The organism is Candidatus Pantoea bituminis (assembly GCF_018842675.1).
Classification (GTDB): Bacteria; Pseudomonadota; Gammaproteobacteria; order Enterobacterales; family Enterobacteriaceae; genus Pantoea; species Pantoea phytostimulans.
Window position 1 is genome coordinate 3,847,676 of record NZ_JAGTWO010000004.1, and the last position, 17,139, is coordinate 3,864,814.

Sequence of the window (17,139 nt, forward strand, 5' to 3'; positions counted from 1 at the left end):
TGGAGCAACATCGCCTTCCCCCGCTTTGTGGGGAAGGCCGGGATGGGGCCAGCGCGCCTAGCCAAACTTAACCAATTGCGCCTAGCGCATCTTCCTTGCTCTGCTTTTTCGGCAGTAAAAATAGCGTGGCGAGGATATCCAGCAGATAAATCAGCGCCAGCAAGGTAATCGCTGCGACGAAAGAAAACTTACTCGCCAACAGGCCGATCACTACTGGGCCAAAGCCGCCAACGCCGCGTCCGAGGTTGAACAATACGTTCTGCGCTGTGGCGCGCGCCTGTGGTGGGAAGGTGTCAGAAATCAGCGCGCCATAGCCGCCAATCATGCCATTCACAAACATGCCCATCAGCGCACCGGTAAACAGCATCACGGTGGGATCGCGCAGTTGCGCATAGATGATGACCATCGCCACCGCACCAAACTGATACAGCAAAAAAATCTTCCAGCGCGCAAAGCGATCCGCCAACACGCCAAACAGCCAAATACCAAATGTCATGCCGACCACGGTAACTGCCGTCCACAAGCCCGATTTGGTCAGGCTAAAGCCAAAGTTGGAGGAGAGATAGCTTGGCATCCAGATCATCAAACCGTAATAACCGAAGTTCTGTACTGAGCAAAGAATGAAGATGCCGAGGCTGGCTTTTGTGGTATCACGATCGCGAACCAACAGTTTGAGTCGCGCCATAAAAGACAAGGAAGGAACGTGCTTTACCTGCTGCGTGTAACCTTCCGGTTCGCCCATGCTGCGGCGAATGGCAAAGGAAACAATCGCAGGCAGCAAACCAACCAGGAACATACCGCGCCAGCCGATCACGCTCAATAACGGTGGCGTGATAAACGCAGCCAGCAATACGCCAAGCTGCCAACCGATGCCCACCCACGCTGATGCGCGATTGCGCTTCTCTTCAGGCCAGGCTTCAGCAATTAACGCCATGCCGATACCGAATTCGCCCCTAATCCCACGCCAGCCAGCGTGCGATAAGCCAACAAATCCCAGTAACCTTGCGCGACTGCGCACAGGCCGGTAAACACCGAAAAAACCAAGATGGTGATGGTCAGCATACGAATGCGGCCAAAGCGATCGCTGAGATTGCCAAACACAATGCCGCCGATAACTGCGCCGATCAATGTCCAGGTCACCAACGACCCCGCTTGTGACGGATCAAGCGCCAGTGACACGCTAATGGCGGGCAACATAAAACCAAGGATCAGCAGATCAAATCCGTCCATGGCGTAACCACTAACGGCAGCCAGCATGGCTTTAGCAGGCGTGGCGCTCTGCCTGGAGTGGGGAGAAGAAGACATCAATTGGCACCTAAAAGGGGAAAGTGCCGCAAGTATAAAGGAGTGAGGGGGCAACAGGAAACCCGTGCGTCAGAACAACGCACGGATTAAATCACATCAGGAAGGTTTATTGCTGCCGTCGTCACCGGAAAGCAGTTCATCTAACCGGTCACCGCCAACATGGCGGAAATCCTGACCTTTAACGAAGTAGAAGATGATTTCACAGATGTTCTGACAGCGGTCCCCGATGCGTTCAATAGCGCGGGCGCAGAACAGGGCGGTCAATACGCTTGGGATAGTGCGCGGATCTTCCATCATGTAAGTCATTAACTGACGTACAATGCCTTCGTACTCTTTATCGACTTTCTTATCTTCACGATAGATTTCAATCGCTTCGTTAAGATCCATACGCGCAAAGGCATCCAGCACATCATGCAGCATCTGTACCGTGTGGCGGCCCAATGATTCCAGGCTCACCAACAGCGGCATATGTTGTTGACCAAACTTTTCCAGCGCAGTGCGGCTGATTTTCTCAGCCACATCACCGATGCGCTCCAGCTCAGAAATCGTTTTGATGATCGCCATCACCAAGCGCAGATCGATGGCGGTTGGCTGACGTTTGGCGATGATGCGCACGCAGGCTTCATCAATCTCCACTTCCATCATGTTGACCTTTTGGTCACCGTCGATGACGCGCTGTGCCAGCTCGCCGTCCAGATTGTGCATCGCGGTAATCGCATCCGTCAGCTGCTGCTCGACCATGCCGCCCATGATCATCACTTGGGTACGAATGTGTTCCAGCTCCGCATTGAACTGCCCGGAGATATGTTTATTCAGATTCAAATTGTCCATGGCAATCTCCTGACAAATCAGCCGTAGCGGCCAGTAATGTAATCTTCAGTTTGTTTCTGCGCAGGCTTAGTGAACAGCGTGTCGGTATCGCTGAATTCAATAAGTTCGCCCAGATACATAAATGCGGTGTGGTCGGAACAACGCGCCGCCTGCTGCATGTTGTGGGTAACAATCACCACGGTGTAATCCTGTTTCAGCTCGGTAATTAGCTCTTCAATGCGCCCGGTGGAGATCGGGTCGAGCGCGGAACAAGGCTCATCTAACAGCAGAACTTCCGGGCGAATGGCGATGCCGCGAGCAATGCACAGGCGCTGCTGCTGACCGCCGGAAAGACTGTAACCGCTCTGATGCAGCTTGTCTTTGGTTTCATTCCACAGCGCTGCTTTGGTCAGCGCCCATTGCACGCGCTCGTCCATGTCAGCTCGCGACAGCTTCTCAAACAGACGCACGCCAAAGGCAATGTTGTCATAAATCGACATCGGGAACGGGGTTGGCTTTTGAAATACCATGCCCACGCGAGCGCGTAACAGCGCGATATCCTGATGCGTGGCCAAAATGTTATCGCCATCCAGCAGGATGTCCCCTTCAGCACGCTGTTCAGGGTAGAGCGAATACATTTTATTGAAGGTGCGCAGCAAAGTGGATTTGCCGCAGCCCGACGGGCCGATAAACGCCGTAACCTGATTTTTAGCAATATCCAGATTAATATTTTTCAGCGCGTGAAACTTGCCGTAATAGAAGTTCAGATTACGGACCTGAATTTTATCGGCAGATGAAGTCGCGTTACGCATTGTTCGTCTCTCTTAAACGGTGCCGCGCAGGGCAGCACCGGAAGTTAACCGTGTTTACCTTTGGCGAAAATCACACGCGCTAAGATATTCAATAGCAGCACGCACAAGGTAATAATCAGTACGCCAGCCCAGGCCAGGCTCTGCCATTCGGCAAATGGGCTCATAGCGAATTTAAAAATGGTGACCGGCAAGTTAGCCAGCGGCTGCATCATGTCGGTGCTCCAGAACTGGTTCGACAGCGCAGTAAATAACAGCGGAGCAGTTTCACCGGCGATACGCGCGATGGCCAGCAGCACACCGGTGATAATGCCCGACACCGAGGCTTTTAGCGTGATAGCTGAGATCATCTTCCATTTTGGCGTACCCAGCGCGTAAGCCGCTTCTCGCATGGTATCGGGAACCAATCGCAGCATGTTTTCCGTAGTACGGATCACGATCGGAACCTGTAACAGTGCCAATGCAATCACACCAGCCCAACCGGAGAAGTGCTGCATCTGCGCCACCACGATGGTGTAGACAAACAGGCCGACCACAATCGACGGCGCTGACAGCAGAATGTCGTTGATGAAACGAATCACTTCCGCCAACCAGTGTTTACGCCCATATTCAGCCAGGTAAACGCCCGCCATGATGCCCAGCGGCGTACCGAAAAAGGTCGACCAGAAAATCAGCAGGCCGCTGCCCGCTAAAGCATTGGCTAAACCGCCGCCTGCCGTATTCGGTGGCGGCGTGGATTCGGTAAACAGTTCCCACGACAAACCATCCAGCCCGCGTGAAACGGTGGTATAGAGAATCCATACCAGCCAGAACAGGCCAAAAACCATGGTCAGTAGCGACAGCGTCAGCGCAATCTTGTTTTTTGTACTGCGCCAGGACTGCATCTTACGGCGTGACTGCTCAAGCTCAGTGCGCGCCTGCAATTCAATTGTTGTCATGAACGCGCTCCTTCACTTTTCGCCAGGCGTAAAATCATCAATTTAGAAATCGCCAAAACGATAAACGTGATCACAAACAGGATCAGACCCAGCTCCATCAGTGCGGCAACGTGAACGCCGGACTCTGCCTCCGCGAACTCATTCGCCAACGCCGAGGTAATGCTGTTACCCGGCATAAACAACGAGGCACTGTCGAGTTGGTAGGTGTTCCCGATGATAAAGGTCACTGCCATGGTTTCACCGAGGGCGCGGCCCAGCCCCAACATGATGCCGCCAATCACACCGTTTTTGGTGAACGGCAGCACGATGCGCCAGATCACTTCCCAAGTGGTGCAACCGATGCCGTAAGCAGACTCTTTCATCATCACCGGGGTTTGCTCAAACACATCACGCATCACCGAGGCGATGTAAGGGATGATCATGATGGCGAGGATCACGCCTGCCGCGAGGATACCAATACCGAAAGCTGGGCCGCTAAACAGCTCGCCAACAATTGGAATGCCTGACAGCACTTCACCCACCGGCGTCTGAAAGTACTCGGCAAACAGCGGAGCGAAAACAAACAGGCCCCACATGCCGTAAACGATACTTGGAATGGCTGCCAGCAATTCGATGGCAGTACCGAGCGGGCGACGTAACCAGTTCGGAGAGAGTTCAGTCAGGAACAGCGCAATACCAAAACTCACCGGTACCGCAATGACCAAGGCGATGACAGAGGTAACGATAGTGCCGTAGATCGGTACCAGCGCACCAAATTGTTCGTTAGGCGCATCCCAGGTTTTGGTCCATAAAAATGAGAAACCAAATTTCTGAATGCTTGGCCAGGAGGAGATAATCAGGGAGACAATAATGCCGCCCATCAGCAACAGCACAATGATCGCGGAGAGTTTTACCAGCGCGCCGAAAATCTTGTCGCCTTGCTTGCCTGGAGCTTTGAATGCCGGCTTCGTTGCAGCCATAGAAGTCTCAGTCTTCAGAGGTTATCAGGGCGGCTCAACGCCGCCCATGAGGTCTGAACGAACAGATGTCCGATCAGGGTCATTCACTTACTGGTAAAGCGCTTTGCCAGAACTGTCTTTGATATTGGCTTTCCAGGCAGAGCGAATTTGTTCAGTCACGCTGTCTGGCAAGGTGGCGTAATCCAGGCTGGTGGCGGTTTTATCACCATTTTTGTAGGCCCAATCGAAGAACTTCAGCACTTCGCTACCTTTGTCAGCGTTAGCCTGATCCTTGTACAGCAAAATGAACGTGGTCGAAGAGATTGGCCAGGCGTCGTCGCCTTTCTGGAACGTCAGATCCTGGGCAAAAGATTTGCTCCAGTCTGCGCCTTTCGCGGCATTGCTGAAGCTGGTTTCGCTTGGTGCAACCGCTTTGCCATCGGCATCCATCAGCTTGGTGTACGTCAGGTTGTTCTGTTTGGCATAGGCATATTCAACGTAACCAATTGAACCAGGCAGACGCTGTACAAACGCCGCCACGCCATCGTTACCTTTTCCGCCTAAACCAGTCGGCCAGTTAACGGTGTTGCCTTTACCAATTTTGCTGTTCCATTCTTCGTTCACTTTCGCCAGGTAGCTGGTGAAAACGAATGAGGTGCCGGAACCGTCAGCGCGGCGAACCACGTTGATGTTAGTTTCTGGCAGTTTGACGCCTGGGTTCAGCTTGGTAATCGCCGGATCGTTCCACTTTTTAATGGTGCCCAGATAGATGTCGCCGACGGTTTTGCCATCCAGCGTCAGTTCGCCCGATTTGATGCCCGGCAGGTTAACCGCCAGCACTACACCACCGATCACGGTTGGAAACTGGAACAGGCCATTTTTTTGCAGATCTTCATCTTTCATTGGCGCATCTGACGCACCAAAATCCACGGTCTTGGCGATAATTTGTTTCACGCCACCCGAAGAACCAATACCCTGATAGTTGATTTTGCTACCTGTGGCTTGCTGATATTCTGCTGCCCACTTGGCATAAACCGGCGCCGGGAACGTCCCGCCTGCGCCCGTCAGATCGGTGGCTGCATAAGCAGAGACCGCGCTTACGGCGAAGGTGGCGGCGAGGATTCGGGCTACGGTGCTACGCATCAGTGTCATGTTCCCTCCAGGGGAGTTAATCTCAGGCTCAAAGCCGTTTTAGTAAGATTTTGTGATTGCTGCTGGAGGGAAAATAGGACAGTTTGGTTACAGTGAAATGTACGAAATATGACAGTTATATGACAGCGTGCAGAAATGAAGCAGGCCCACATCGGGGCCCGTTTTTTATTCCACCGTAACCGATTTTGCCAGGTTACGCGGTTGGTCGACGTCGGTGCCTTTGATCAGCGCGACGTGATAAGAGAGCAGTTGGAGCGGCACGGTGTAGAAGATTGGCGCAATCACCTCTTCCACATGCGGCAATGGAATGATCTTCATTCCTTCGCTGTCGCTGAAACCGGCATCTTGATCGGCAAACACATACAGCAAACCGCCGCGTGCGCGAACTTCCTCTATGTTCGACTTCAGTTTTTCCAGCAGCTCATTGTTCGGCGCGACCACAATCACAGGCATATCCGCATCAATCAGTGCCAGCGGGCCATGTTTCAGTTCACCTGCCGCATAGGCTTCTGCATGAATATAGGAGATCTCTTTCAATTTCAGCGCCCCTTCCATCGCGATCGGGTATTGATCGCCACGGCCAAGGAACAGCGCATGATGTTTATCAGAGAAACCTTCAGCCAGGTTTTCGATCAGTTTATCCTGCGCCAGCATCTGTTCAATGCGGCTTGGCAGCGCTTGTAGACCGTGCACAATTTCATGTTCAGTCTCAACAGACATGCCATTCAGGCGACCCAGCTTTGCCACCAGCATCAGCAACACAGCGAGCTGGGTAGTAAACGCTTTGGTCGATGCCACACCGATTTCAGTGCCCGCTTTGGTCATTAACGCTAAATCAGATTCACGCACCAGCGATGAACCCGCTACGTTGCACACCGCCAACGAACCGAGATAGCCCAGCTCTTTAGACAGGCGCAGCGCGGCCAGCGTGTCGGCAGTTTCACCCGACTGTGACAAAGTGATCAGCAGGCTATTTTTGCGCACCGCCGATTTGCGATAGCGAAATTCAGAGGCGATTTCCACATCACAAGGAATATTAGCCAGCGACTCAAACCAGTAGCGCGACACCATCCCCGAGTTGTATGACGTGCCGCAGGCAATAATCTGGATATGATCAACCTGGCTCAGCAATGTTTCGGCTTGTGGGCCCAATTCGCTGAGATCAACTTCTCCGTGGCTAAAACGACCGGTTAAGGTGTTTTTGATCGCCATTGGCTGCTCGTAAATCTCTTTCTGCATATAGTGGCGATAGATGCCTTTGTCACCCGCATCGTATTGCACGTTCGATTCAATTTCTGCACGCGTGACCTGCTGGCCTGCACGATCAAGAATAGTCACGTCGCGGCGAGTCACTTCAGCGATATCGCCCTCTTCCAGGTAGATGAAGCGACGCGTTACCGGCAGCAGCGCCAGCTGATCGGAGGCGATAAAGTTTTCGCCCACGCCACGTCCAATCACCAGCGGACTGCCCGAACGAGCCGCCACCAGCAGCGAGGGATCGCGGCTGTCCATGATTACCATGCCATACGCACCACGCAGCTGAGGAATGACACGCAATACCACTTCACGCAGCGATCCGCCCTGCTTCTGCTCCCAATGCACCAGATGCGCCACCACTTCGGTGTCGGTTTCTGAGGCAAAGTGATAACCGCGACCGATCAGCAATTCACGCAGCGGTTCATGGTTCTCAATAATGCCGTTGTGCACGATGATGATGTGCTCTGAAATATGCGGATGCGCATTGGCCTCTGAGGGTTCACCGTGCGTTGCCCAACGCGTGTGAGCAATCCCGGTACCCCCGATTAGCGGCTGCTGTTCTGCGGCTTCAGCCAGTTTGTGTACTTTTCCTAAACGACGCAGGCGCGTGACGTGCCCTTGGCGATCCACCACGGCCAAACCTGCCGAGTCATACCCGCGATACTCAAGACGACGCAGACCCTCTAACAGAATTTCTGCGATATCGCGTTGTGCTACTGCACCAACAATTCCACACATAATAGTTTCCTGACTTCATGGCTCTTCGCCATTTTCGTTGTCATACGACCTGATTTCCGGCTTTGCCGGTTCCCCGAGCCTTGTAGAGAGTGGGGATTATAGTTTTGGACGTGCAGCGGCTCGCTCAAGGCGAGCCGTAAAAAATTTATTTTTCCTTCTGCGGACGTTGCCATCCCGCTTTGTGATTCTGTTCTTTACGGTTATAGACCAGCTCAGCGCCAGTGACATCTTTCATTACCGTGGTACCTGCCGCGATTGTCGCCCCCGCAGCCACCGTTACCGGTGCGACCAGTTGCGTATCCGAACCAACAAAGACGTCATCACCGATAATGGTTTTAGACTTATTCGCGCCATCGTAATTACAAGTGATGGTACCTGCGCCAATGTTTACATTAGCGCCAATCTCAGCATCGCCCAGATAAGAAAGGTGTCCTGCTTTAGAGCCTTTGCCCAAGCGCGCTTTTTTCATTTCGACAAAGTTGCCAACGTGCGCGGCTTGCGCCAGCTCGCTGCCGGGACGCAGGCGAGCGAAAGGACCCACCGTACATTCCTGAGCGAGATTCGCATCTTCGATCACCGAATAGGGGCTGATTTCGCAATCATCGCCAATCACACTGTTTTTAATGATGCAGCCCGCGCCGATTTTAACGCGATGGCCCAACGTCACCTGACCTTCAATAATGACGTTAGTATCGATTTCGATATCGCGACCGTGTGCCAGCGTACCGCGCAGATCAAAGCGCGCCGGATCGCGCAGCATAACCCCAGCCAACAGCAGCTTCTCCGCTTGTTCAGCTTGATAGGTGCGTTCCAGGGTTGCGAGTTGCAGACGGTTATTCACGCCATCCGTTTCGCTGATGCGTGCCGGATGCACCGCATTGATCAGTCGGCCTTCCTGGTGCGCTAACGCAATAATGTCAGTGATGTAATATTCACCCTGCGCATTGTTGTTGGTGAGCTGTGCCAACCAGCGTTTTAAATCACCGCCATTGGCGATCAGGATGCCAGTGTTGATTTCATTAATAGAGAGTTGTGTAGGTGTGGCGTCTTTTTGTTCAATAATTCCAACGATTGTTTCATTCTCACGTACAATGCGACCATATCCGCTTGGATTATCTAGCACCACTGTGAGTAATCCGATACCACCTTGTGGTTTCGCATCACGTAAACGCTGTAACGTGGCCTCTGATATAAGAGGAACGTCTCCGTACAGCATCAGAATGTCTTCATCGTCGGCAAAAAATGGCGCTGCCTGCTGCATTGCATGGCCAGTGCCTAATTGCTCAGCCTGTAATACCCAGTTCAAGGCACTGTCGGTTAATGTTGCTTTGAGTCGATCGCCGCCGTGCCCATAAACCAGATGAACATGCTGCGCACCAAGACCTTTGGCGGCGTCAATCACATGCTGAACCATCGGCTTACCTGCCAAAGTATGTAAAACTTTTGGCACATCGGAATACATACGTGTGCCCTTGCCAGCGGCAAGGATCACCACACTCATCGCGCTAATAGACATAATCATCCTGACTGAATTTTTGACTGCGGAAAGTTAAACGGTTTAGGGTTGAGATTACTACATTTTTCTCGGGCCGAAATTAGGTAGGCTCTTGCTTCATGGCTTTTAGACAAAAAAAATGCCAGCCCAAAGGGCTGGCATTTCGTGACGCATAAAGCCGGATTACATCGCTTTTTTGGTCAGCTCGATCACGCGCAGTTTAGCAATGGCTTTCGCCAGCTCGGCAGAGGCTTGAGCATAATCCACGTCGCCGTGGCTGCTGTTGATGTGCTCTTCTGCTTTACGTTTTGCTTCCAGAGCACGCGCTTCGTCCAGATCGGTACCGCGAATTGCGGTATCGGCCAGAACGGTGCTGCTACCCGGCTGCACTTCCAGCACGCCGCCAGAGAGGTAAATAAACTCCTCTTCGCCGTGCTGTTTCACGATACGGATCATTCCAGGCTTAATGGCAGTCAGAAGCGGGGCGTGACCAGGAAAAATCCCCAGCTCACCTTCGCTACCTGACACCTGGATTTTCTGTACCAGACCAGAGAATAACTGCTGCTCTGCGCTGACAACATCCAGGTGATAAGTCATAGCCATATCTTTCCTCCCGGGAAACCGTTATTACAGTTTCTTCGCTTTTTCTACCGCTTCGTCGATAGAACCGACCATGTAGAAAGCCTGCTCTGGCAGGTGGTCGAATTCACCGTCCATGATGCCTTTAAAGCCACGGATGGTGTCTTTCAGCGAAACGTATTTGCCCGGTGAACCGGTAAATACCTCGGCCACGAAGAACGGCTGAGACAGGAAGCGCTGAATCTTACGCGCACGTGCCACCAGCAGTTTGTCTTCTTCAGACAGCTCGTCCATACCAAGGATGGCGATGATGTCTTTCAGTTCTTGATAACGCTGCAGCAGTGACTGCACGCCACGAGCAACATCGTAGTGCTCCTGACCAACAACCAACGGATCCAGCTGACGGCTGGTAGAGTCCAGCGGATCAACTGCTGGGTAGATACCCAGAGAAGCGATCTGACGGCTCAGCGTTACGGTTGAGTCTAAGTGGGCGAAGGTGGTCGCTGGAGACGGGTCAGTCAAGTCATCCGCAGGAACGTAAACGGCCTGAACAGAGGTGATTGAACCGGTCTTGGTGGAGGTAATACGCTCCTGCAACACACCCATCTCTTCTGCCAGCGTTGGCTGATAACCTACCGCAGATGGCATACGACCCAACAGAGCAGATACTTCCGTACCGGCCAGGGTATAACGATAGATGTTGTCGATGAACAGCAGAACGTCGCGGCCTTCATCACGGAATTTTTCCGCCATGGTCAGACCGGTCAGTGCAACGCGCAGACGGTTACCCGGCGGCTCGTTCATCTGGCCATACACCAGTGCAACTTTATCGATAACGTTGGAGTCAGTCATTTCGTGGTAGAAGTCGTTACCCTCACGAGTACGCTCACCCACACCAGCAAATACCGAATAACCTGAGTGCTCAGCCGCGATGTTACGGATCAGCTCCATCATGTTTACGGTTTTACCTACACCCGCACCACCGAACAGACCGACTTTACCGCCCTTAGCGAACGGACACATCAGGTCGATAACCTTGATGCCGGTTTCCAGCAATTCCTGCGAGTTTGACTGATCTTCATAAGAAGGTGCTGCGCGGTGAATAGAGGCGATCTCTACTGCACTGCCGTCTTCTTCTTTCAGCTCGCCTTTCATGTCGATTGGCTCGCCCAGCACGTTCATGATACGGCCCAGGGTCGCTTTACCGACGGGAACCTGAATCGGTTTCTGCAGGTCGTTAACTGCCAGACCACGCTTCAGACCGTCAGACGTACCCATTGCGATGGTACGTACTACGCCGCCGCCCAGCTGCTGCTGTACTTCCAGCACCAGACGAGCATCACCATTCTGAACCTCGAGGGCGCTGTACACTTTTGGTACCGCGTCCTGAGGGAATTCGACGTCAACAACGGCGCCGATAATCTGGACAATCTTTCCAGTTGCCATCTTGAATCCTCTACCTAATTCCAAACCTGGTTAAACCGCGGAGGCCCCCGAGACGATCTCGGTAAGTTCCTGGGTGATGCTGGCCTGACGAGCTTTGTTGTATACCAACTGCAGCTCTTTGATCAGATTTCCGCCGTTATCGGTTGCGGCTTTCATCGCTACCATACGTGCGGCCTGCTCACTGGCCAGATTTTCCACCACACCCTGATACACCTGCGATTCGACATAACGACGCAGCAGGGTATCCAGCAGCGCTTTCGGATCGGGTTCGTACAGGTAATCCCAGGTCTTCGCCTTCATCTCTGCTTCACCTTCCGCTGGCGGTAACGGCAGCAGTTGGGTAATGGTCGGAGTCTGAGACATGGTGTTATTAAACTTGTTGCTGACGATATACAGCTTGTCGATGCGGCCTTCATCATAAGCCTGCAACATCACTTTTACTGGGCCAATCAGTTCTGACAGGGAAGGTTTATCTCCCATGCCGCTGACTTGCGCCACGATGTTGCCACCTACAGAGCCGAAGAATGACATCCCTTTGGAACCGATAATCGCCAGATCGCTCTGCACGCCTTTATCAGACCAGGATTTCATCTCTGCCAGCAATTTTTTGAACAGGTTAATGTTCAAACCACCACAAAGCCCGCGGTCAGTTGAAACGACCAGGTAGCCGACGCGCTTGACGTCACGCTCTTGCAGGTAAGGGTGCTTGTATTCCAGATTACCTAACGCAAGGTGACCAATCACTTTGCGCATGGTGTCTGCATACGGACGGCTGGCTGCCATGCGTTCCTGCGTTTTACGCATTTTGGAGGCGGCGACCATTTCCATCGCTTTGGTGATCTTCTGCGTATTTTTTACGCTTCCGATCTTACTACGTATCTCTTTTGCGCCGGCCATTAGCTTCTCCTCAAAGCCTTGCGGCTTGCCTTTTCAGACAAGCCGCCAGACATTACCAGGACTGGGTTGCTTTGAACGTATCGAGCAGGCCTTTCAGCTTCGCTTCGATTTCGTTGTTAAAGTTGCCAGATTGGTTGATTTCCTGCATCAGCTCGGCGTGATCGCGATCGGCGAAGGCCAGCAGTGCAGCTTCGAAGCTGCCGATTTTAGCAATTTCAACGTCGTTCAGATAACCGCGCTCAGCAGCGAACAGAACCAGACCCTGTTGCGCAACAGACATCGGCGCATACTGTTTCTGCTTCAGCAGCTCGGTCACTTTCTGACCGTGGCTCAGCTGCTTACGGGTTGCATCGTCCAGATCAGAAGCGAACTGCGAGAACGCAGCCAGTTCACGATACTGTGCCAGCGCGGTACGAATACCACCGGACAGTTTCTTGATGATCTTGGTCTGCGCTGCACCACCCACACGGGATACCGAAATACCTGGGTTAACGGCCGGACGAATACCGGAGTTAAACAGGTTGGATTCCAGGAAGATCTGACCATCAGTAATCGAGATTACGTTGGTCGGAACGAACGCAGAAACGTCACCCGCCTGAGTTTCGATGATTGGCAGCGCAGTCAGAGAACCGGTTTGGCCTTTCACTTCACCGTTGGTGAAACGCTCAACGTAATCAGCGCTTACGCGTGATGCACGTTCCAGCAGACGAGAGTGGAGATAGAACACGTCGCCAGGGAAAGCTTCACGACCTGGTGGACGGCGCAGCAGCAGTGAAATCTGACGGTAAGCGATAGCCTGCTTAGACAGGTCATCGTACACGATCAGTGCATCTTCACCGCGGTCACGGAAGTATTCGCCCATCGCACAACCTGCGTACGGAGACAGATACTGCAGTGCTGCAGATTCTGAAGCAGAAGCAACCACCACGATGGTGTTCGCCAATGCGCCATGCTCTTCCAGCTTACGCACCACGTTAGAAATGGTTGACGCTTTCTGACCAATCGCGACGTAGACACATTTAATGCCTGAATCACGCTGGTTGATAATGGCATCGATCGCCATCGCGGTTTTACCGGTCTGACGGTCACCGATGATCAGCTCACGCTGGCCACGGCCGATTGGAATCATCGCATCGACAGATTTGTAACCGGTTTGAACCGGCTGGTCGACTGACTGACGGTCGATAACACCCGGAGCAATCACTTCAACTGGCGAGAAGCCGTCGTTGTCGATTGCGCCTTTACCGTCAATAGGTGCACCCAGAGTGTTCACCACGCGGCCCAGCAGGCCACGGCCAACTGGAACTTCCAGGATACGGCCAGTACACTTAACTTTCATGCCTTCGGCAAGGTCAGAGTACGGACCCATCACCACTGCACCTACAGAGTCACGCTCGAGGTTCAGGGCGATAGCGTAACGGCTACCCGGCAGGGCAATCATCTCACCCTGCATGACATCGGCCAGGCCGTGTACGCGGATGATACCGTCACTTACAGAAACGATAGTACCTTCGTTGTGAGCTTCACTCACGACATTGAACTGAGCAATGCGCTGCTTGATCAGTTCGCTGATTTCGGTGGAATTCAGTTGCATATGCTCCAGTCCCCTTAAGACTGCAAGACGTCTGCCAGACGCTCAAGACGGCCGCGTACGCTGCCATCAATCACTAGATCACCCGAACGGATGATCACGCCTGCCATTACGGACTTATCAATTTTGCAATTCAGCTTAACTTTGCGTGACAGACGTTTTTCCATCGCGGTGCTGATTTTAGTCAGCTGGTCGTCACTCAGTGTACTGGCAGAAATCACGTCAACTTCCGCTGTCGCTTCATGGGCGTCACGCAGTTGAATGAATTGATCCAGTACAGCTGGAAGCGCTGTCAAACGTCCGTTTTCCGCCATCACCTTAATCAGGTTCTGCGCGGGTTCATCCAGTTGATCACCACAGACTGCGTTGAAAGAAGCAGACAAAGCTTCCGGCGCCAAAGCACCGGAAAGGAGTTCTGCCATCTGTTCATTGCGAGCCACTTCTGCGGCAAACGCCAACATTTTTTGCCAGCGTTCAATACTTTGATGCTCAACAGCAAAGTCAAAAGCTGCTTTGGCGTAGGGGCGAGCTACAGTAATTAGATCAGACATCAGCCCCTCCCTCCTTACAGTTCAGCGACCAGTTTATCAACGATGTCGCTGTTAGCAGCTTCATCCACGGAACGTTCGATGATCTTCTCGGCACCAGCTATTGCCAGCAACGCGACTTGCTTACGCAGTTCTTCACGTGCACGTTTACGCTCAGCATCAATTTCAGCCTGCGCTTGTTCAACGATTCGATTACGTTCGTTCTCAGCTTCGGTTTTGGCTTCGTCCATGATCTGCGCACGACGCTTGTTCGCTTGCTCGATAATGACCTGGGCTTCTTCTTTGGCTTTTTTCAGCTGGTCGGTCGCATTAGCCTGCGCGAGATCCAAATCTTTCTTCGCGCGTTCAGCAGAAGCAAGGCCTTCAGCAATTTCTTTCTGGCGCTTTTCGATGGCAGCCATAATCGGTGGCCATACGTACTTCATGCAGAACGCGACAAACAGGATGAACGCGATGGCCTGGCCGAGGATTGTTGCATTAATGTTCACAGCACAATGCCTCTAATTAAGTATTTAACTTTTCTGCCGTTATCAAAGATAAACGGCAGAATCCGTTCACTCGTACACAACATGTGATGAGTGAACAAAGGGCTTTAGGCGACAGCAAACATCACGTAGAGACCCAGACCAACAGCGATCATCGGGATTGCATCCACCAGACCCATTACAACAAAGAACTGCGTGCGCAGCAGAGGAATCAGGTCAGGCTGACGAGCAGCGCCTTCCAGGAATTTTCCTCCGAGGATGCCGATACCGATCGCAGCACCGATTGCCGCCAGGCCCATCATCACAGCGGCAGCCATGTACAGCAGATCCATATTCAGGTTTTCCATGACAGTCTCCAGTTTGTTTCAGTTAAACGCTTAGTGTTGAGAAAAAAATCAATGTTCTTCAGATGCCATCGACAGATAGACAATCGTGAGGACCATGAAAATGAAAGCCTGTAGCGAAATGATCAGGATGTGGAAAATGGCCCAAGGCACATTCAGCAACCACTGTGACCACCACGGCAACAGACCGGCAATAAGGATAAAGATCAGCTCACCCGCATACATGTTACCGAACAGTCGCAAACCGAGAGAAACCGGTTTAGACAGCAGGCTCACACCTTCCAAAATCAGGTTGATAGGGATGAAGATCGGGTGATTAAAAGGCTGCAGCGTCAGCTCTTTCGTGAAGCCGCCAATGCCTTTCATTTTGATGCTGTAGAACAGAATCAAAATAAATACGCCCAACGCCATAGACAACGTGATGTTCACGTCTGCAGACGGCACGACGCGCAGCGCCGGCAGGCCTAAGAAATGCTCACCAATATATGGCAGCAGATCGATAGGTAGCAGATCCATGAAGTTCATCAAGAAGACCCAGACAAAAATTGTCAGAGCCAGCGGGGCGATAAGTTTGCTCTTACCGTGATACATGTCGCGAACGTTGTCATCAACGAACCCAACAACCAACTCGATAGCCGCTTGTAATTTCCCTGGCACACCGCTGGTGACGGTTTTCGCCACTTTACGGAACAACACCAGGAAAACCAGTCCCAGCACCAGAGAGAAAAACATGGAATCGATATTTAATACCCAGAACGTCGCGGGAGCGTCGTGCGGATTCACTAACTCGAAAGTACGCAGGTCCAGCTGAAGGTTATTCAGATGGTGTCCTATGTATTCTTGCGGAGTAGAGATTTCTCCTGCAGCCATGATGCCTCTTACCCTTTGTTGTTAATTACCGCCGGTGCCAACATCTGAACCACCAGCACCGATAACCAGGTTATTCCGAGAGGCCAGAAGACCGCTCCGAATACACCCAACGCCACAATGAGCAAAATGATGGTCGCGAACACTTTGGCTATTTCACCCAAAGCGAAGCTCCACGCGACTCGCCCCGAAGCCGGGGTTTGCCCCTGCAGGCGCCAGGCTAAAAACAAAAACAACACGTTTGGCAGCCAGGCTGCCGCTCCGCCAGCCAGAGCAGAAACGCCCCAGTGGACATCTTTCAGAGCAAAGAGTGCACCGATGATGACAGTCGTCACCAGCTGAATAACCAGCAGGGTTCGGGCGTATTTCACACTGTAAAGAGACACTGACATGACGCTGATACTCTCCTGCCCCGTTAGGGGTATGTCGCGTGTCGTATAAGACTGCCTTTACTCATTTGAGTCAAGCAGCAAAAGCCGTGCAAATTATACGGGCCGCACCTGCGATTTCAATCGCTAAGTAGCGAAAAGGTGAACAATTATTTAAATTTCTTTCCGAGCGCCTATTTTTCCAAAGATTAATCCGCTGGAATTGGCAGGCCATCTACTGAAAATGCAGCCAGGACTTGCTTTTAAAGCGTGCTTTAGATCACATAATAAGCATCTGACCTACAATAACTTTTGTGACAATACCCAATTTACCGTTTTTAACAGGCCGTTATTTATTTAACTATCATCAAGTTATAAATAGCGTCAGGTCGTAAATCTCTTATTATCGATAAAAACATGTTGTTGACATCGAAGAGTGCAATAAAAGTGTGTAATTCATATTACGCACGCCAAGTTATTACTGCGATATATTTTCCGACGTGACTATCAGTATTCAGATGAACGGCAATATAAGTGATCTTTCTGATAAATAATTGTGAATTAAAAGTTAA

General features: G+C 52.0%; 16 protein-coding genes and 1 pseudogene. All 17 read right to left on the reverse strand.

From position 1 onward, the window contains the following. Positions 1 to 67: 67 nt before the first annotated feature. The 17 genes and pseudogenes from KQP84_RS21780 to atpI all read right to left on the reverse strand — a co-directional run bounded on the left by KQP84_RS21780 (position 68) and on the right by atpI (position 16,591). Positions 68 to 1,305 (reverse strand): annotated as a pseudogene (locus KQP84_RS21780) (MFS transporter). Positions 1,306 to 1,401: 96 nt separating this feature from the next. Beyond that, the gene (gene phoU / locus KQP84_RS21785) at positions 1,402 to 2,136 is read right to left on the reverse strand and encodes a phosphate signaling complex protein PhoU (protein ID WP_215848091.1); all 735 of its coding nucleotides are present in this window, start codon (positions 2,134 to 2,136) and stop codon (positions 1,402 to 1,404) included. A gap of 17 nt (positions 2,137 to 2,153) precedes the next feature. Beyond that, on the reverse strand, positions 2,154 to 2,927 hold the full coding sequence (gene pstB, locus KQP84_RS21790; RefSeq protein WP_215848092.1) for a phosphate ABC transporter ATP-binding protein PstB: 774 nt from the start codon (positions 2,925 to 2,927) through the stop codon (positions 2,154 to 2,156). 44 nt (positions 2,928 to 2,971) lie between these two features. After that, positions 2,972 to 3,862 carry a phosphate ABC transporter permease PstA gene (pstA, locus tag KQP84_RS21795; protein WP_215848093.1) on the reverse strand — a complete coding sequence of 297 codons (891 nt, stop codon included), beginning with the start codon at positions 3,860 to 3,862 and terminating at the stop codon, positions 2,972 to 2,974. Further along, complete coding sequence (gene pstC / locus KQP84_RS21800) at positions 3,859 to 4,821, reverse strand: phosphate ABC transporter permease PstC (protein ID WP_215848094.1); 963 nt, start codon at positions 4,819 to 4,821, stop codon at positions 3,859 to 3,861. Before pstC ends, pstA begins: the two co-directional genes overlap by 4 nt. Positions 4,822 to 4,908: 87 nt before the next feature. Continuing rightward, positions 4,909 to 5,952 (reverse strand): phosphate ABC transporter substrate-binding protein PstS, encoded by a 1,044-nt coding sequence (gene pstS, locus KQP84_RS21805; protein ID WP_215848095.1) that lies wholly within the window; start codon positions 5,950 to 5,952, stop codon positions 4,909 to 4,911. A 165-nt stretch (positions 5,953 to 6,117) separates the two neighbouring features. After that, a complete protein-coding gene (gene glmS / locus KQP84_RS21810) occupies positions 6,118 to 7,947 on the reverse strand; it encodes a glutamine--fructose-6-phosphate transaminase (isomerizing) (protein WP_215848096.1) in 1,830 nt (609 codons plus the stop codon). Between the two features lie 145 nt (positions 7,948 to 8,092). Further along, positions 8,093 to 9,463, reverse strand: a complete 1,371-nt coding sequence (gene glmU, locus KQP84_RS21815; RefSeq protein WP_215848097.1) for a bifunctional UDP-N-acetylglucosamine diphosphorylase/glucosamine-1-phosphate N-acetyltransferase GlmU — start codon at positions 9,461 to 9,463, stop codon at positions 8,093 to 8,095. Between the two features lie 162 nt (positions 9,464 to 9,625). Further along, complete coding sequence (locus KQP84_RS21820) at positions 9,626 to 10,045, reverse strand: F0F1 ATP synthase subunit epsilon (protein WP_215848098.1); 420 nt, start codon at positions 10,043 to 10,045, stop codon at positions 9,626 to 9,628. 24 nt (positions 10,046 to 10,069) lie between these two features. Next, a complete protein-coding gene (gene atpD / locus KQP84_RS21825; RefSeq protein ID WP_215848099.1) occupies positions 10,070 to 11,467 on the reverse strand; it encodes a F0F1 ATP synthase subunit beta in 1,398 nt (465 codons plus the stop codon). A gap of 30 nt (positions 11,468 to 11,497) precedes the next feature. Next, positions 11,498 to 12,364 (reverse strand): F0F1 ATP synthase subunit gamma, encoded by an 867-nt coding sequence (gene atpG, locus KQP84_RS21830; protein ID WP_215848100.1) that lies wholly within the window; start codon positions 12,362 to 12,364, stop codon positions 11,498 to 11,500. Positions 12,365 to 12,416: 52 nt separating this feature from the next. After that, a complete protein-coding gene (gene atpA, locus KQP84_RS21835; RefSeq protein ID WP_215848101.1) occupies positions 12,417 to 13,958 on the reverse strand; it encodes a F0F1 ATP synthase subunit alpha in 1,542 nt (513 codons plus the stop codon). Positions 13,959 to 13,972: 14 nt separating this feature from the next. Next, on the reverse strand, positions 13,973 to 14,506 hold the full coding sequence (gene atpH, locus KQP84_RS21840) for a F0F1 ATP synthase subunit delta (protein ID WP_215848102.1): 534 nt from the start codon (positions 14,504 to 14,506) through the stop codon (positions 13,973 to 13,975). Positions 14,507 to 14,520: 14 nt separating this feature from the next. Then, the gene (atpF, locus tag KQP84_RS21845; RefSeq protein WP_215848103.1) at positions 14,521 to 14,991 is read right to left on the reverse strand and encodes a F0F1 ATP synthase subunit B; all 471 of its coding nucleotides are present in this window, start codon (positions 14,989 to 14,991) and stop codon (positions 14,521 to 14,523) included. Positions 14,992 to 15,095: 104 nt separating this feature from the next. Next, on the reverse strand, positions 15,096 to 15,335 hold the full coding sequence (atpE, locus tag KQP84_RS21850; protein WP_003849523.1) for a F0F1 ATP synthase subunit C: 240 nt from the start codon (positions 15,333 to 15,335) through the stop codon (positions 15,096 to 15,098). 48 nt (positions 15,336 to 15,383) lie between these two features. Then, complete coding sequence (gene atpB / locus KQP84_RS21855) at positions 15,384 to 16,202, reverse strand: F0F1 ATP synthase subunit A (RefSeq protein WP_215848104.1); 819 nt, start codon at positions 16,200 to 16,202, stop codon at positions 15,384 to 15,386. 8 nt (positions 16,203 to 16,210) lie between these two features. Next, on the reverse strand, positions 16,211 to 16,591 hold the full coding sequence (gene atpI, locus KQP84_RS21860) for a F0F1 ATP synthase subunit I (RefSeq protein ID WP_215848105.1): 381 nt from the start codon (positions 16,589 to 16,591) through the stop codon (positions 16,211 to 16,213). Positions 16,592 to 17,139 lie beyond the last annotated feature (548 nt).

Bases quoted from the DNA above. Each gene is read 5' to 3' on its own strand.
- phoU (WP_215848091.1), bottom strand. From the start codon at position 2,136: ATGGACAATTTGAATCTGAATAAACATATCTCCGGGCAGTTCAATGCG.
- pstB (WP_215848092.1), bottom strand. From the start codon at position 2,927: ATGCGTAACGCGACTTCATCTGCCGATAAAATTCAGGTCCGTAATCTG.
- pstA (WP_215848093.1), bottom strand. From the start codon at position 3,862: ATGACAACAATTGAATTGCAGGCGCGCACTGAGCTTGAGCAGTCACGC.
- pstC (WP_215848094.1), bottom strand. From the start codon at position 4,821: ATGGCTGCAACGAAGCCGGCATTCAAAGCTCCAGGCAAGCAAGGCGAC.
- pstS (WP_215848095.1), bottom strand. From the start codon at position 5,952: ATGACACTGATGCGTAGCACCGTAGCCCGAATCCTCGCCGCCACCTTC.
- glmS (WP_215848096.1), bottom strand. From the start codon at position 7,947: ATGTGTGGAATTGTTGGTGCAGTAGCACAACGCGATATCGCAGAAATT.
- glmU (WP_215848097.1), bottom strand. From the start codon at position 9,463: ATGTCTATTAGCGCGATGAGTGTGGTGATCCTTGCCGCTGGCAAGGGC.
- KQP84_RS21820 (WP_215848098.1), bottom strand. From the start codon at position 10,045: ATGGCTATGACTTATCACCTGGATGTTGTCAGCGCAGAGCAGCAGTTA.
- atpD (WP_215848099.1), bottom strand. From the start codon at position 11,467: ATGGCAACTGGAAAGATTGTCCAGATTATCGGCGCCGTTGTTGACGTC.
- atpG (WP_215848100.1), bottom strand. From the start codon at position 12,364: ATGGCCGGCGCAAAAGAGATACGTAGTAAGATCGGAAGCGTAAAAAAT.
- atpA (WP_215848101.1), bottom strand. From the start codon at position 13,958: ATGCAACTGAATTCCACCGAAATCAGCGAACTGATCAAGCAGCGCATT.
- atpH (WP_215848102.1), bottom strand. From the start codon at position 14,506: ATGTCTGATCTAATTACTGTAGCTCGCCCCTACGCCAAAGCAGCTTTT.
- atpE (WP_003849523.1), bottom strand. From the start codon at position 15,335: ATGGAAAACCTGAATATGGATCTGCTGTACATGGCTGCCGCTGTGATG.
- atpB (WP_215848104.1), bottom strand. From the start codon at position 16,202: ATGGCTGCAGGAGAAATCTCTACTCCGCAAGAATACATAGGACACCAT.
- atpI (WP_215848105.1), bottom strand. From the start codon at position 16,591: ATGTCAGTGTCTCTTTACAGTGTGAAATACGCCCGAACCCTGCTGGTT.